Origin of the sequence: Pseudomonas sp. PLB05, assembly GCF_021106615.1 — a bacterium.
GTDB lineage: Bacteria > Pseudomonadota > Gammaproteobacteria > Pseudomonadales > Pseudomonadaceae > Chryseomonas > Chryseomonas benzopyrenica.
Genome location: NZ_JAJOHO010000002.1, coordinates 968499 through 982047 on the forward strand (window position 1 = coordinate 968499; position 13549 = coordinate 982047).

A 13549-nucleotide genomic window follows, 5' to 3' on the forward strand; every position below is an offset into this window, starting at 1 on the left:
GCGGGAGCTTAGCATTCACCGCATAGATAAGGAGCCTTTCCCATGCGTATCAATCCACCCCTGCTGGCCCTGGCCACCGGCGCCTTCGGCATCGGCGTCACCGAATTCGCGCCCATGGGCATGTTGCCCGGCATCGCCGCCGATCTTGGCGTCTCCATCCCGGCGGCGGGCCTGCTGATCAGCGCCTATGCCCTGGGCGTGCTGATCGGCGCGCCGCTGATGACCCTGACCACCGGCCGCATTCCGCGCCGTCATCTGCTGATCGGCCTGATGGCCATCTTTACCCTGGGCAACCTGATGTCGGCCCTGGCCACCGACTACACCAGCCTGCTGATCGCCCGGGTGGTGACCTCCCTCAACCATGGTGCCTTCTTTGGCGTCGGCGCCCTGGTGGCGGCCAGCGTGGTCGCCCCGGACCGGCGCGCCGGGGCGGTCGCCGCCATGTTCATGGGCCTGACCCTGGCCACCATCGGCGGCGTGCCCCTGGCCACCTGGTTCGGTGAATTGCTTGGCTGGCGCCAGGCCTTCTGGGGCATCGCCGGTCTCGGCCTGCTGACCATGGCCGCGCTCTGGTTCGCCCTGCCCAACGTGGCCCTGCCACCGAGCGACGGGGTGCTGGCCGAGATCCGCGTGCTGGGTCGTCCGCCGGTGCTGGCCGCCCTCGGGCTGACCGTGGTCGGCTCGGGCGCCATGTTCACCGTCTTCACCTATATCGCGCCCATCCTCGCCCGTGAGACCCATGGCTCCACGGCCTTCATCACCGCCATGCTGGTCTTGTTCGGCATCGGCCTGACCCTGGGCAATCTCTGGGGTGGCAAGGCGGCGGATCGCTCCATCGATCGCACCCTGATCGCCTCCCTGGGCGTGCTCATCCTGGTGCTGCTGGCCTTCAGCGTGCTGATGCGCTGGCCGCTGGCGGCTGCCGTAGCCATCCTCGTCTGGGGCATCGCCAGCTTCGCCCTGGTGCCGCCGCTGCAGATGCGCGTGATGGAAGCCGCCAAGGACGCCCCCAACCTGGCCTCGGCGGTCAACATCGGCGCCTTCAACCTGGGCAATGCCCTCGGCGCGGCCCTGGGCGGCGCGGTGATCGACGCCGGTCTCGGCTATCCAGCCATCTCCCTGGCCGGCGCCGGCATGGCCGCCCTGGGTCTGGTGATGGCCCTGGTTCTGGCCTGGCGCGGTCGGGCGACCGGTGCGGCCGTGGCCGGGTAGCCACGAGCAGCCGGCGCTATTCGGCGAAGGGCAGGGGCGCGTCGCCGCCCCGATCCACCGCGAAGGCGTTGAGGGTCATGGCCACCAGGCTGTAGTAGCCATAGACGCCAATCAGCTCGACCATCCCCGCTTCACCGAACAGCGCCACGCCCTGCTGGTAGAGGTCATCGGGGATGCGCCGGGTGTCGTAGAGCGCGACGCCAATGGCATGCACGCAAGCCTCCTCGGGCGTCGCGAAGGCCGGCACGCGGCCTTGCCGGAGTGCCTCTATCACCTGGTCAGGGAGACCCGCCTGACGGGCGATGGGGGCATGGATCTGCCATTCGGCCTGGGAGCGCCACCAGGCCGCGGTGGTGAGGATCGCCAGTTCGGTGAGGCGCAATTCCAGTCGAGTGCCGTAGCGGCAGAAGGCCCCCAGCCGCTGGGCATGATCGGCCAGCGCCGGGCTGTGGACCCAGGCCAGGAAGGGCCCATCGAGATTGCCCCGTGGACCGCTCTGGATCTCGGCCAGCACGCGCTGCTGTTCTGCCGTCGTGTTCTGTTCGGACAGGGGCGTCAGCCGCGATGAGAGGGGCATGATGGTCATCCTCGACAGGTAGGGCACTCATCCAATACCACCTCAGGTCTCCAGGGCAAGGTCTCGCTATCGCGCTCAGGCCGCGTGCCAGAGGTCGCAATCAGGCTGGCGGCATCCCTCTGGCTCTGGTCACAATCGGGCTTGACGTTACAGAGGAGCCAGCCGATGACGCAGAGCTACACCACCTTCTACCTGGAGATGACCGCGGCGACCGAGTTGCGCGAGAAGCCGCCACGGCCTGACCTGCAGATCGTCGAGTGCGAGGTGCCGCAACCCGAGCTCAATCGCTTCCTCTATGCCCTGGTCGGCCAGGCGTGGGATTGGAGCGATCTCGACAGCTGGAGCGACGCCCAATGGCGCGAACTGGTGGAGCAGGAAGGCCACCGTACCTGGGTCGCCTACCACCGCGGCGCCATCGCCGGTTACTACGAGCTGTACCGCCCCGATGGTCGCAACGCCGAGATCCGCTACTTCGGTCTGGCCGGTGCCTTCATGGGCCTGGGTTTCGGCGGCCCGCTGCTCAGCCATGCCCTGCGTTCCGCCTGGGATTGGCCTGGCACCGAGCGCGTCTGGGTGCATACCTGCACCCTGGATCACCCGGCCGCCCTGGCCAACTACCAGGCGCGTGGGCTGCGGCTCTACCGGCAGGAAGACACCCCGCTCTGAGACATCGGCGTGGCCGCTCGCCCGCCGAATGCCAGACCGCGGTCTTTGCCTACTCAACGGCTAGGGCGCTTCCGCCGTCGCTGGCGTCACCGCCGAACCGGCCAGCAGGCCGCCGTCCAGATTCAGCTCGCTGCCGGTCATGTAGCCGGCGTCGTCGGAGGCCAGCAGCAACGCCACGGCGGCCACTTCCTCGGGGCGGCCAAAGCGCCGCAGTGGCGTATCCCGCACCAACGCCGCCATGCGGGCCGCGCGGTCCGGTCCGGCGCCGAGCATGGGCTCCCACATTGGCGTGAGGATGGCCGCGGGGTGGATGGAGTTGCAGCGGATCGCGAGGCCCTGCTCCGCGCAATAGAGGGCTACCGTCTTGCTGTGGTTGCGCACGGCGGCCTTGGACGAGGCATAGGCCGCCGCGCTGGGGATACCCACCAGCCCGGAGCGCGACGAGATATTGATGATGGACCCGGCCCTAACCGAGCGCATGGCACGGATGCCGTATTTGCAGCCGAGAAAGACGCCATCGAGATTGGTGCGATGCACCGCGTGCCAGTCTTCGAGACTGGCGTTTTCCGGATCGTGAGCCACCAGGCCCTGCTCGAAGCCGGTAATCCCGGCGTTGTTCACCAGCACGTCCAGCCGGCCACGCTCTGCGAGGATCTGCCGCGTCACCCGCTGCCAGTCGTCTTCCAGGCGCACATCCAGATGCAGGTAGCGGGCACCGTCTCCCAACTCGGCGGCGACGGCGCGGCCGAGGTCAGCGTTCAGGTCGGTGACATAGACGAAGGCACCCTCCGCCACGAAGGTCTGGGCGATGGCTGCGCCTATGCCCTGGGCCGCGCCGGTGATCAGGGCGGTCTTGCCGCTGAGTTTGGCTGCCATACGGATACCCTCCGGATCGTGGATAGGCCCCGAGGGTACCAAGCCCGCCTTGCCAGGGGCAGGCATCACGCCCGGGCGCTGACCCCGCCGGTGCTGTCGCCGGCCTTCTTCAGGGCTTCGGTATAGGCGGCATAGGCGTTCATCAGCGCCGCGCTGGCGGCGGCCACATTGGCCTGGGCGGCTTCGCGCGCGGCCTGGCTGGTCTCGTCGGCCTTGCCCTCGCCCTTGCTCTGGGCCTCCACCGCGCGCAACTGCTTTTGCGCCAGCTCCAGTTGCCGCTTGGCCATGTCGATGGCCTTTTGCAGGGTATCCAGGGTCTTGTTGCCGGTGCTGCTCTTCTCGCCGCCAGAGGTGGCGTCGGCTTCGGCCTGGTCCTTGATCTGGTTCAGCGAATTGGGCTTGCCGATCCCCTTGGTCTCGCTGGCTTGCGTGGCCTTGGCCGCTTCATCTTCGGCAGTGGATTTGGCCGGTGCGCCACTCAGCGTGAGCGTGGCCGGGCGCAAGATGCCATGGCCGATGCCATTCACCGACAGCGTGCTGGACATCGCGGACTCCTTGAAAGGTACATCCCAGGGATAGCGGCCGCGTGAGGCAAAGATTGAGAGCGGGCGGGGCAGAGGGAACCCGCATACGCTGCCAGCGCGCACGGTGCCCGGCCCCGCTGATCTCAGGTTACTGGGTAATGACGGCGTGGTTGGAGAACCCGTTCTGGGTGATGTTGATGGCATTGCCCGCCGTGTTCTGGGTCAGATTGGCGGTGTGCTGGTAGCCACTCTGGTTGGCGGTGATGCTGGAGGCGTTGCCCTGCACGAAGGCCGTCACCCCGAGGTCGTTGCCTTGCTGATCGACCTTCAGCTGGCCGTCGTTACCGAGGTAATAGGCGGTGATGCCATTGCCGTCGCCATTGGACACCAGATCCAGCTGGTTGCCCTCGCCCGAGACGGTGGCGGAGGCGCCATTGCCGTTACCGCTCTGCGCCAGGGTCAGCTGGCTGCCGACGCCATAGACATTCACGTCCGCACGGTTGAGGTCACCGCGCTGGGCGATGTCGACGGTGCTGGGCCGCGAATAGCCGCTGGAATGCCGGACCCGGGCATCGTTGCCGTTTCCCTGTTGTACCACCTTGGTATCCAGTCGCTCACCGCCTTGCTTGAGGCCGATGTAGTTGTCGTTGCCGCGCTGTTCGACGATCGTCGTGGAGTCCTCGCCGTTCTGGCTGACCCAGGCCGTGTTGCGCAGGCCGAAGCTGGTCACCTGCAGGTCTTGGCGGTCACCGTGCTGAGCCAGGTCCAGCTTGCCGTCGAGTCCATCTTGGCGCACCACCAGGGTGTTCTGGCCCGCGGCATAGCTGTCCTGCTCGATATCGATCCGGTGATAGCCACCGTCCTGGTGGACATAGGTGTCCTGCCGCAAGCCGCTCTGCCGCACCACCGTCTCGTTACCGCTGCCCGGCCCCTGATCGACCTGCACCCGGTCATAGCCACCATCGCGCTGCTCGATATCCACCAGACGCCGCGAGCCCCAGGCCTGGTTGACCTCGACAGCGCTCTTGCCATTGGTCTGCAGCACCCGCACACGGTCATCGGCATCGTTCTGCTGGGTGACCTGGGCATTGAGAAAACTGCCGCTTTGCTGGATATCCGCCTGGTTGCGCGCCGACAGCTCGCCGCCCTGGTTCAGGTTCACCACATTGAAGCCGCCGTTCTGCTGGACGTTGGCCGTATGGGATTCGGCTAAGGCGACACCGGTGTTGGAAGAGCAACGCGACCATGAGGGAGCGGGAGGTTTGCATGGGGACGGTCCTTGTGGGGGGGCGTATTAATGGGAGGAGCATAGGAGTTCCTTAGGGATCAATTTAACGGGTGGGGCTAAACGCACAATCGGTAAGAGTAGTGATTTTAAAATCGAGAGTTTTTGGCGGTGGGTTGCAAGGTTTTAAAGGTTTACTTTCGCTCTGTCTGGTTATGGATCAATTGGTTGTTTTTATTTTAGCTGGCTGGTTATTGTTTTTTTTGCAGTCTATAAAAGGCTCTAGTTTTCTAATCTTTTTTCGATATGGGCAATTGGCGATATAGGGTGCAGAGACTGACTCTCCAATCAATTCATTGCTCTAAACCCCTCTGCTGCAGGGCGATGCGTTTCTCTCAATAGTCCCCGCTCCTTAACGCTTTTATAATTTTATATATTCATATTTGAACCACTGCTTCGCCCCTTTCCTACACTCCTGATACTCAACCGAACCCTTGCGGTGGTTCCTAGCAAGACTGCCGTAGTGAATTCGGTTGCCATGCACATCCCAAACAGCCAAACAGGAACCACTGCCGTCCGACTTAGGAACCCAATGGCTTTCGCTGAAGGAGAATGAAGAAGAGGTACGCACGGGAGTTAGCTCTCGCCCTGCCTTGTACTGGGTGAGATAGGCGGTCGACACCATGCCCCGCGGAGCCGAAGCCAGCTCTTGTGCCCGAGGCACGGCGCCATAGTGGCAGCGCATCCGGCGTTAGCGCGAAGGCTGGCGCTCGTCACGGAGGATCTGGGTGACGCTGCATGAGAGCGTCAACGCGCGTGGTCAGGGCGCTTCTTTCCCGTGTGCGCTGATGCCCTTCAGGGACGCACGGCAATCGCTGGTCAGGGTATTACCTGGCGGTGGCGCTGGATCTGCCTATCCATGGGCTGGGCGCTGCCGGGCAAGCCGTATGCGGCGCTGGCCATCGAGGCTTAGGCAAGGCTTTCGAAACGCCTGGTGGGCCTGCAGGGCTACAGAGTCACTCGGACGCGATCTGCACCCCGGTAGCGCCTGTTTCTTTCCGATAGGAGCCAGGTGCTACGCCGACATGACGCCGGAAGGTTTTGCTGAAGCTGCTCAGCTCGGCATAGCCCACCCGCAGGGCGATTTCTTCGAGCCGCAGGGACGAGCCGCGAAGTAGTTCGATGGCCAATCGCATTCGACGCCGCGTCACGAACTGCATGGGCGAGCAACCGACCAGCGTCTTGACGGCCACGAAGCTATGGCTCTCGCTCAGACAGAACGCCGCTGCCAGATCGATGACACCTATAGGTTCGGCTAGATGGGCATCCACCCAGGCATGCAGCGCCTCCAGGCTGATCCTGGAACGTTGCAGGGTTTCCCTCATCGGAAGGCTATCGCCCACGACGATTTCGGTCAGCAGACTCGCGATCAACTGGTTGCGCACCGCCGGTACCTGCAGCCGGTCGAAGCGGCCCTGAGCGGCATTCCAGTCCAGCAAGCCGATCAAGGCGGCGGATGGCCTGGACAAATTCGCCTCGGCACGCAGGCCCAGGCATTCAGCCGAAGCGCCGGACGCCTGACACAGCGCACTGATGAAAGGATCATCCAGGTGGTAATCCAGCACCAGCACGCGGCAGTCGGCATCACGTCCTGCATAGCGATGTCGCGCTCCCTGGGGCAGGAAACCCACGGAGCCACGCATCAGAGGGGCTGACGCGGTGGACAGCTCGCAATCCATCCGTCCGCTCAAACCGATCATCAGCTGCTGGTAGTCGTGGACGTGCTCGCCCGAGGTCTGGGCAATGGCGTTGATGTGAAGCGAGGTCTGCACGATGCACCTCATGGAGAGCGAAAGGCCTGGACCGCACTATAGCCAACCTGGGTCAGCCAGGTCATCCGCGCCATGCCTCAGGTCAATAGCCGTGGCGCGCTCCGCTGAATCGTGCCACCCGGAACGGTCGGCAATCGACGGCTGACGGCGTTGCCAATAGCCTGCTGACGATCAACTCGGCCGTGATCGCTGCCTGAGTGAGGCCCAGGTGCTGGTTCCCGAAGGCGAGGCCCAGTCGGTCCGCCACCACATCGATGACCGGCAGCGAGTCCGGCAGGGTAGGGCGCATGCCCATCCAGGGTGTGGCATCACGCAGTTCCTCCTCGAGTTGTGGCAGCAAGGCCTGGCCATGGTGTCTCAGCGTATTCAGCCGCGCCGGCTGCGGGGGCAATCGCGTCCCCCCCAGCTCGCTGATTCCCACGACGCGGAGTCCACTGTCCAGGGGGCTCAGAAAGATCCTTCGCTCCACGGGACAGATGGGGCGATTGATGACGCCCTTGCGCGTGCACTGCAGGTGATAACCCCGTTCGGCCATCAGCGGGATGTGGATGCCCAACGGTGCCAGTAACGAAGCGCTCTGGGCACCTGCGCAGAGCACCACCTTGGCGTAGGGCTCCCAGCGCCCATTCAGGTACAGCCGTGGCGCCGCCGTTCCGAGCTCCAGCCGCTCCACCCGCTGCTGCAGCCAGGTCCCGCCATGCCGAATGAAGGCCTCGAACAACGCCGTGCAGAGCCAACTGGGATCACGCATCCGCCAGGCCTGGCGAAAGTGCAACCCGTGGTGAAAGCGCCCCGCCATGGCGGGCTCCAGCATGTCGATGGCCGAAGCCTCGACGAGCTCCACCTCCAGCCCCCAGCGCTCCAGATGAGCGCATTCGCTGCGGGCAGCGCTCATGCCTTGGGCCTTCTCCCACGCCAGCAGATAGCCCGACTGCACGAGCAGATCCTGACGCCCAATGAAGGTCAAGCAGTCAATCCAGCTCTGGACCGCCCTGCTGTTCAAGGCGGCCAGAGCGTCTCGGTGCGCAGCCACCCGCTCTCCCTGCGCCGCCTGGAGAAAGCGTGCCAGCCAGGGCAAGGCCGCCAGCCGGTTGCCGGGCGGCACTTTCAAGGGGCCGTGCGGATGTAGCAGGAGCCTTGGTGCTGCCTTGAGCGTCGTCCAGGTCGACAAGGGATCGATGGATTCCGTGGCCAGAAAACCCGCATTGCCGGACGACGCCCCGGAGCCCGGCGCATTGACATCGATCAGGACGACGTCCTGGCCGTGTCGACGCAGTTGCAAGGCCGTACAGAGCCCCAGGAGTCCGGCACCGATCACCGCCACCGCGTCCGTCGAGGTCGGGTTCATGGCGTAGGCTCGCCGGTACTGCGCTGGTAGGCAAGGATGGCGGCAGCCAGGTCTTCCAGGCTGGCGCCTACGGACTTGAATAGGGTCAGCGCCGTGTCTGGGTTCGTCAAGGCGGGGCGCCCGAGATGCCGTCCACCGCATAGCTCGCTCAATTCCGCCCGAATGTGCTCAGGTCCTATTATCCCCGCCGCGAGTGGAATGATGAGGTCGCCCGTCTCAGCGAGGGCGCCTTCGCGGGTATCGACGAAGAGGACGCATCGCTGGATGGCGGTATCGTCCACCTCGCGCATCCGGGGCGTGAAGCTGCCGACGAGATCCAGATGCACACCCGGTTGCAGCCACTCACCCTGGATGATGGGATCGGTCGCCAAGGTCGCACAGCTGATGATGTCAGCGGTCCCGACGGCGGTGGGCAGATCGTCCTGCTCGACGGCCTGTGCCTCGATACCCTCACGCTGCAGCTCCTGCACATAGGCCTGTGCCGCTACCGCTGAACGATCGTACACGGCAACCTTGTCGAGGGTGCGAACGGTCCGGTGAGCGCGCACCAGGTAGCGACTCATCCGCCCTGCACCCACCATGAGCAACCGACTCGAGTCCGGTCGGGAAAGATAGCGTGAGGCCAGGGCTGAGGCCGCCGCGGTACGGCGCGCTGTAAGCTCGTTGCCCTCGAATTGCGCCAGCGGACGGCCGTCGACCGCACTGCTCAGCAGGTAGTGGCTACTGAGACCTGGCTGGCCGCGCGCGTTGTTGCCGGGGAATACCGTGACCTGCTTGACACCCAGGTAGGCACCTTCTATCCAGGCTGGCATGAGCAACAGCATCGCATCAGGTTCGCCAGGAACCTCGATGCGGTGGTGATGACGGACGGGGGATTCGACAGTTCTGGTAAAGGCGTTCGCCAGGGCGTCGATCAATTCCGGCCAGGGCAGCGCCTGGGCAAGTTCTTTCGCATTGAGGTACATGGGGTTCGTTTTCCAAAGCCGAGGAGTTACGCCTACCCTCCCATTCAAACCCCAGTCATGCGTTGTCCAAACCTATGCTGTTTGCGTACAGAACTATGACAAGTAGCGTTTTAATCCTGCGACCGCATGCCGCTTACTGCTAATTGAGCAAGGCGTAGTGGTCCAGCGAATCCGGGCACCCGGGCCGAGCAAAACCCAACGGCGTTTCCAGCTCGGTTGGCCACTGCACTGGGCAATGACGGACGGATCGTGAAACGCGCGGTGGCTTTGGCTTGCCAATGGGTAGAGAGCGGAGAGGGTTGAGAGCTCTCTGGAAGAGAAACGGCTCGCATCCCGCTCGGCTTCCGCGTCGCCGCCTGAGGAGCCAGGTCACCAAATGGCGACCCACATCCCCTAGTCGACCGCCTTGACCATCTCCTCGATGACCTTCTTGGCATCGCCAAAGACCATCAGGGTCTTGTCCAGGTAGAAGAGTTCGTTGTCGAGACCGGCGTAGCCGCTGGCCATGGATCTCTTGTTGACGATGATCGTCTTGGCCTTGAAGGCTTCGAGGATGGGCATGCCGGCGATGGGCGAGGTGGGGTCGTTCTTGGCCGCCGGGTTGACCACGTCGTTGGCGCCGAGCACCAGCACCACGTCGGCCTGGCCGAATTCGGAGTTGATGTCGTCCATCTCGAATACCTGGTCGTAGGGCACCTCGGCTTCGGCCAGCAGCACGTTCATATGGCCGGGCATGCGACCCGCCACCGGGTGGATGGCGTATTTCACCGTCACCCCGTTATGCACCAGCTTCTCGGTCAGCTCCTTGAGCGCATGCTGGGCGCGGGCCACGGCCAGGCCGTAGCCGGGGACGATGATGACGCTGTCGGCGTTGCCCAGCAGGAAGGCGGCGTCGTCCGCCGAGCCGGATTTGACCGGGCGCTGCTCCTGGCTACCGCCACTGGCCGCGGCTTCCGTCGCCCCACCGAAGCCGCCGAGGATGACGTTGAAGAAGGAGCGGTTCATCGCCTTGCACATGATGTAGGAGAGGATGGCGCCGCTCGATCCCACCAGTGAGCCGGCGATGATCAGCATGGAGTTGTTGAGCGAGAAGCCGATGCCGGCGGCGGCCCAGCCGGAGTAGCTGTTGAGCATGGAGACCACCACCGGCATGTCGGCGCCGCCGATGGGGATGATGATCAGCACGCCGATGACGAAGGCCAGGGCCACCAGCACGGCGAAGGCGCCGAGGTTGCCGCTGAAGGTGAACATCAGGCCCAGGGCGAGGATGGCCACGCCGATGACCAGATTGAGGATGTGCTGGCCGGCGAACTGCACCGGGGCGCCCTGGAACAGGCGGAACTTGTATTTGCCCGAGAGCTTGCCGAAGGCGATCACCGAACCGGAGAAGGTGATGGCGCCGATGGCCGCGCCGAGGAACAGCTCCAAGCGGTTACCGCTGGGGATCGGCTGGCCAAAGGTGGCGACGATGCCCAGGGACTGGGGCTCGACCACCGCGGCGATGGCGATGAACACCGCGGCCAGGCCGATCATGCTGTGCATGAAGGCGACCAGCTCGGGCATCTTGGTCATTTCCACGCGCTTGGCCATGATCGCGCCGGCACTGCCGCCCACCAGCAGGCCGACGATGACGTAGCCGATGCCCTGCACCGCCAGCTCGCTGCCGAGCTTGTGGATCAGCGCCAGGGTGGTGAGCACGGCGAGGGTCATGCCGGCCATGCCGAAGGCGTTGCCGCGGCGTGAGGTGGTGGGGTGGGAAAGGCCCTTGAGCGCCTGGATGAAGCACACCGAGGCGACGAGGTAGAGCAGGGTGATGAGGTTCATGCTCATGTCAGGGCTTCTCCGCCGGGGCCTTGGGGGCCTTCTTCTTGAACATTTCCAGCATGCGGCGGGTGACCAGGAAGCCGCCGAAGACGTTGACCGCCGCCAGGGCCACGGCCAGGGTGCCCATGGTCTTGCCCAGCGGGGTGACGGTGAGGGCGGCGGCGAGCATGGCGCCGACGATGACGATGGCGGAGATGGCGTTGGTCACGGCCATCAGCGGGGTGTGCAGCGCGGGGGTGACGTTCCAGACCACGTGGTAGCCGACATAGATGGCCAGCACGAAGATGATCAGGTTGTAGAGGCCGTCGGAAATCAGATCCATGGGGGCAGTCCTTTAAAGGCAGAGGGGCCGGGCTGGGGCTCAGGCGTTCTTGCGGCGCAATTCGCCGCCGTGGCACATCAGGCAGGCGGCGACGATGTCGTCGGCCAAGTCGAGGTGGAAGGCCCCGTCCTTGAACACCAGCTTGAGGAAGTCCAGCAGGTTGCGGGCATAGAGCGCCGAGGCGTCCGCCGGCACCCGGGCGGCCAGGTTGCCGTAGCCCACCAGGGTGACGCCGTGCTTGACCACCACCCGGTCCAGCTCGGTCAGCGGGCAGTTGCCGCCCTGGCTGGCGGCCAGGTCGATGACCACGGAGCCGGGCTTCATCTCGGCCACGGTGGCTTCGGGCAGCAGGGTGGGGGCGCGGCGGCCGGGGATCAGCGCGGTGGTGATGACGATGTCGGCCTGCTTGGCGCGTTCGTGCACCGCCTTGGCCTGACGCTCCATCCAGCTGGCCGGCATGGGCCGGGCATAGCCACCGACGCCTTCGGCGCACTGGCGTTCTTCCTCGGTCTCGAAGGGCACGTCGACGAACTTGGCGCCGAGGGATTCGATCTGCTCCTTGACCGCCGGGCGCACGTCCGAGGCCTCGATCACCGCGCCGAGGCGCTTGGCGGTGGCGATGGCCTGCAGCCCGGCCACCCCAGCGCCGAGGATCAGCACCCGCGCGGCCTTCACCGTGCCGGCGGCGGTCATCAGCATGGGCATGAAGCGCGGATAGTGGTCGGCGGCCAGCATCACCGCCTTGTAGCCGGCGATGTTGGCCTGGGAGGAGAGCACGTCCAGGCTCTGGGCGCGGGAGGTGCGCGGCGCCGCTTCCAAGGCGAAGGCGGTGAGGCCGCGGCCGTTGAGCTGGTCCAGGGTCTCCTGGGCGAAGGGATTGAGCATGCCGATCAGCACGGCGCCAGGCTTCATCAGCGCCAGCTCGGCGGCATCGGGCGCCGCCACCTTGAGCACCAGGTCGGCGCCCAAGGCCGCGGCGGCATCGCCGAGTTGGGCGCCAATGGCGGCGTAGGCCGCGTCGGGCACGCTGGCGCGCTCGCCAGCACCCTGTTGCACCACCACCTGGTGGCCCTGGCCGATCAGTTTCTTGAGGGTTTCGGGGGTCGCGGCCACGCGCGTTTCCCCCGCACCGGATTCCAACGGGACGCCGATCAGCACGGGTGTCACTCCTTGTTATTCGTGCCGCCACAATGGGACCTGGGGCAGCGGGATGACTGTCCGGAAACGACGGGGAGCTTTTGGAAAAGCGACAGGCGCGCCGTGTTGGCGGCCTGTTTGGGACTCAGCTCAGACCCGGTGAGCGGGGCAGGGCGGCGAACCAGTCCAGGGCGCGGTCCCACAGGGGCTGGGCACTGGCGCGGAAGTAACCCATGTGACCGATGGCGCCGCCGTGCTGGCGGGGGTCGAGGTCTTCGCGCTGCAGCTCGACGTTGCGATAGGCCTGCATGAAGGCATCGCGCGAGCGCGGCGTGGCCCACAGATCGTCCAGGGCGTTGACCGCGACGATGGGCGTACGCACCTCGGCATAGCCGGACTCGATGCCCCGCATGGCCGGGTCGTCGAAGAAGTAGTGGGGATAGCTGCACCAGTGGCGCCACTGGCGATAGACGTCGCGCGGCAGGTCTTCGCCCAGGCCCAGGGCGCTCCAGGGGCAGTAGCCCTTCCACCAGGTCAGCACCGGCAGCACCAGCTTCCACATGCCCAGCACCTTGAGGCGTTCGAGCGGCGGCATGTAGCCGTGCCAGCCGGCGCTGGTGCCGAAGACGTAGAAGCCGGCGACCTTGGCGTGATTGGGCAGCAGGCCGAAGGCATGGCCGCCATAGGAGTGGCCGACCAGGTAGAGCGGGGCGTCGCCCTGGGCCATGGCGTCCACGGCGGCGGCGAGGTCCTGGCGCGCCCAGTCCAGCAGATCCATGCGAAAGCCCTTGAGCGAGGCCGGCGCCGAGCGGCCGACGCCGCGATAGTCCAGGGTCAGGGTCTCGAAGCCACGCGCCGCGGCGTGCTGGGCGAAACGCCGATAGAAGCCCTGGGGCACGGCGGTGGCGCCGGCGACGATCAGCCGTCCCTGCAGCGGCCCCTGGGCGGGATAGCGACTGGTGCTGAGGCGATAACCGTCCGCGGTGATCAAGTCCTCGACGAGGGCGTCGCTGGGCATGGGGTGGTCCCTATGACAGTTGT

General features: G+C 65.5%; 13 protein-coding genes. 2 read left to right on the forward strand and 11 right to left on the reverse strand.

The window, feature by feature from the left end; translation table 11 throughout:
- The first annotated feature begins 42 nt into the window (after positions 1-42).
- On the forward strand, positions 43-1212 hold the full coding sequence (locus LRS53_RS11125; RefSeq protein ID WP_231355913.1) for an MFS transporter: 1170 nt from the start codon (positions 43-45) through the stop codon (positions 1210-1212).
- A gap of 16 nt (positions 1213-1228) precedes the next feature.
- Here the strand turns inward: LRS53_RS11125 and LRS53_RS11130 are convergent, their stop codons facing one another.
- Positions 1229-1789: a carboxymuconolactone decarboxylase family protein gene (locus LRS53_RS11130; RefSeq protein WP_231355914.1), complete on the reverse strand. Its 561-nt coding sequence runs from the start codon at positions 1787-1789 to the stop codon at positions 1229-1231.
- Positions 1790-1954: 165 nt separating this feature from the next.
- Between LRS53_RS11130 and LRS53_RS11135 the strand changes: the two genes are divergently transcribed.
- Entirely contained in the window at positions 1955-2455 is a 501-nt protein-coding gene (locus tag LRS53_RS11135) for a GNAT family N-acetyltransferase (protein ID WP_231355915.1), read from the forward strand.
- Positions 2456-2515: 60 nt separating this feature from the next.
- Here LRS53_RS11135 and LRS53_RS11140 read toward each other — a convergent pair whose 3' ends face one another.
- The 10 genes from LRS53_RS11140 to LRS53_RS11185 form a co-directional block, all read right to left on the reverse strand.
- Entirely contained in the window at positions 2516-3331 is an 816-nt protein-coding gene (locus LRS53_RS11140; protein ID WP_231355916.1) for an SDR family oxidoreductase, read from the reverse strand.
- A 65-nt stretch (positions 3332-3396) separates the two neighbouring features.
- Positions 3397-3876 carry a hypothetical protein gene (locus tag LRS53_RS11145; protein ID WP_231355917.1) on the reverse strand — a complete coding sequence of 160 codons (480 nt, stop codon included), beginning with the start codon at positions 3874-3876 and terminating at the stop codon, positions 3397-3399.
- A gap of 127 nt (positions 3877-4003) precedes the next feature.
- Positions 4004-5020, reverse strand: a complete 1017-nt coding sequence (locus tag LRS53_RS11150; protein ID WP_231355918.1) for a hypothetical protein — start codon at positions 5018-5020, stop codon at positions 4004-4006.
- A gap of 1076 nt (positions 5021-6096) precedes the next feature.
- Complete coding sequence (locus tag LRS53_RS23715) at positions 6097-6912, reverse strand: helix-turn-helix domain-containing protein (protein ID WP_173149154.1); 816 nt, start codon at positions 6910-6912, stop codon at positions 6097-6099.
- 82 nt (positions 6913-6994) lie between these two features.
- On the reverse strand, positions 6995-8260 hold the full coding sequence (locus LRS53_RS11160; RefSeq protein WP_231355919.1) for an NAD(P)/FAD-dependent oxidoreductase: 1266 nt from the start codon (positions 8258-8260) through the stop codon (positions 6995-6997).
- Positions 8257-9225, reverse strand: a complete 969-nt coding sequence (locus LRS53_RS11165; protein WP_231355920.1) for an ornithine cyclodeaminase family protein — start codon at positions 9223-9225, stop codon at positions 8257-8259. Before LRS53_RS11165 ends, LRS53_RS11160 begins: the two co-directional genes overlap by 4 nt.
- Before the next feature lie 393 nt (positions 9226-9618).
- Positions 9619-11055: an NAD(P)(+) transhydrogenase (Re/Si-specific) subunit beta gene (locus LRS53_RS11170; protein WP_059316181.1), complete on the reverse strand. Its 1437-nt coding sequence runs from the start codon at positions 11053-11055 to the stop codon at positions 9619-9621.
- 1 nt (position 11056) lies between these two features.
- Positions 11057-11371: an NAD(P) transhydrogenase subunit alpha gene (locus LRS53_RS11175; RefSeq protein WP_231355921.1), complete on the reverse strand. Its 315-nt coding sequence runs from the start codon at positions 11369-11371 to the stop codon at positions 11057-11059.
- A gap of 39 nt (positions 11372-11410) precedes the next feature.
- Complete coding sequence (locus LRS53_RS11180; protein ID WP_231355922.1) at positions 11411-12529, reverse strand: Re/Si-specific NAD(P)(+) transhydrogenase subunit alpha; 1119 nt, start codon at positions 12527-12529, stop codon at positions 11411-11413.
- Positions 12530-12653: 124 nt separating this feature from the next.
- Positions 12654-13526: an alpha/beta hydrolase family protein gene (locus LRS53_RS11185; RefSeq protein WP_231355923.1), complete on the reverse strand. Its 873-nt coding sequence runs from the start codon at positions 13524-13526 to the stop codon at positions 12654-12656.
- Positions 13527-13549: the final 23 nt, after the last annotated feature.

Excerpts from the sequence above, each read along its gene's own strand:
- LRS53_RS11125 (WP_231355913.1), top strand. The coding sequence starts at position 43 with ATGCGTATCAATCCACCCCTGCTGGCCCTGGCCACCGGCGCCTTCGGC.
- LRS53_RS11185 (WP_231355923.1), bottom strand. The coding sequence starts at position 13,526 with ATGCCCAGCGACGCCCTCGTCGAGGACTTGATCACCGCGGACGGTTAT.
- LRS53_RS11160 (WP_231355919.1), bottom strand. The coding sequence starts at position 8,260 with ATGAACCCGACCTCGACGGACGCGGTGGCGGTGATCGGTGCCGGACTC.
- LRS53_RS11145 (WP_231355917.1), bottom strand. The coding sequence starts at position 3,876 with ATGTCCAGCACGCTGTCGGTGAATGGCATCGGCCATGGCATCTTGCGC.
- LRS53_RS11140 (WP_231355916.1), bottom strand. The coding sequence starts at position 3,331 with ATGGCAGCCAAACTCAGCGGCAAGACCGCCCTGATCACCGGCGCGGCC.
- LRS53_RS11175 (WP_231355921.1), bottom strand. The coding sequence starts at position 11,371 with ATGGATCTGATTTCCGACGGCCTCTACAACCTGATCATCTTCGTGCTG.
- LRS53_RS11165 (WP_231355920.1), bottom strand. The coding sequence starts at position 9,225 with ATGTACCTCAATGCGAAAGAACTTGCCCAGGCGCTGCCCTGGCCGGAA.
- LRS53_RS11135 (WP_231355915.1), top strand. The coding sequence starts at position 1,955 with ATGACGCAGAGCTACACCACCTTCTACCTGGAGATGACCGCGGCGACC.
- LRS53_RS11130 (WP_231355914.1), bottom strand. The coding sequence starts at position 1,789 with ATGCCCCTCTCATCGCGGCTGACGCCCCTGTCCGAACAGAACACGACG.
- LRS53_RS11170 (WP_059316181.1), bottom strand. The coding sequence starts at position 11,055 with ATGAGCATGAACCTCATCACCCTGCTCTACCTCGTCGCCTCGGTGTGC.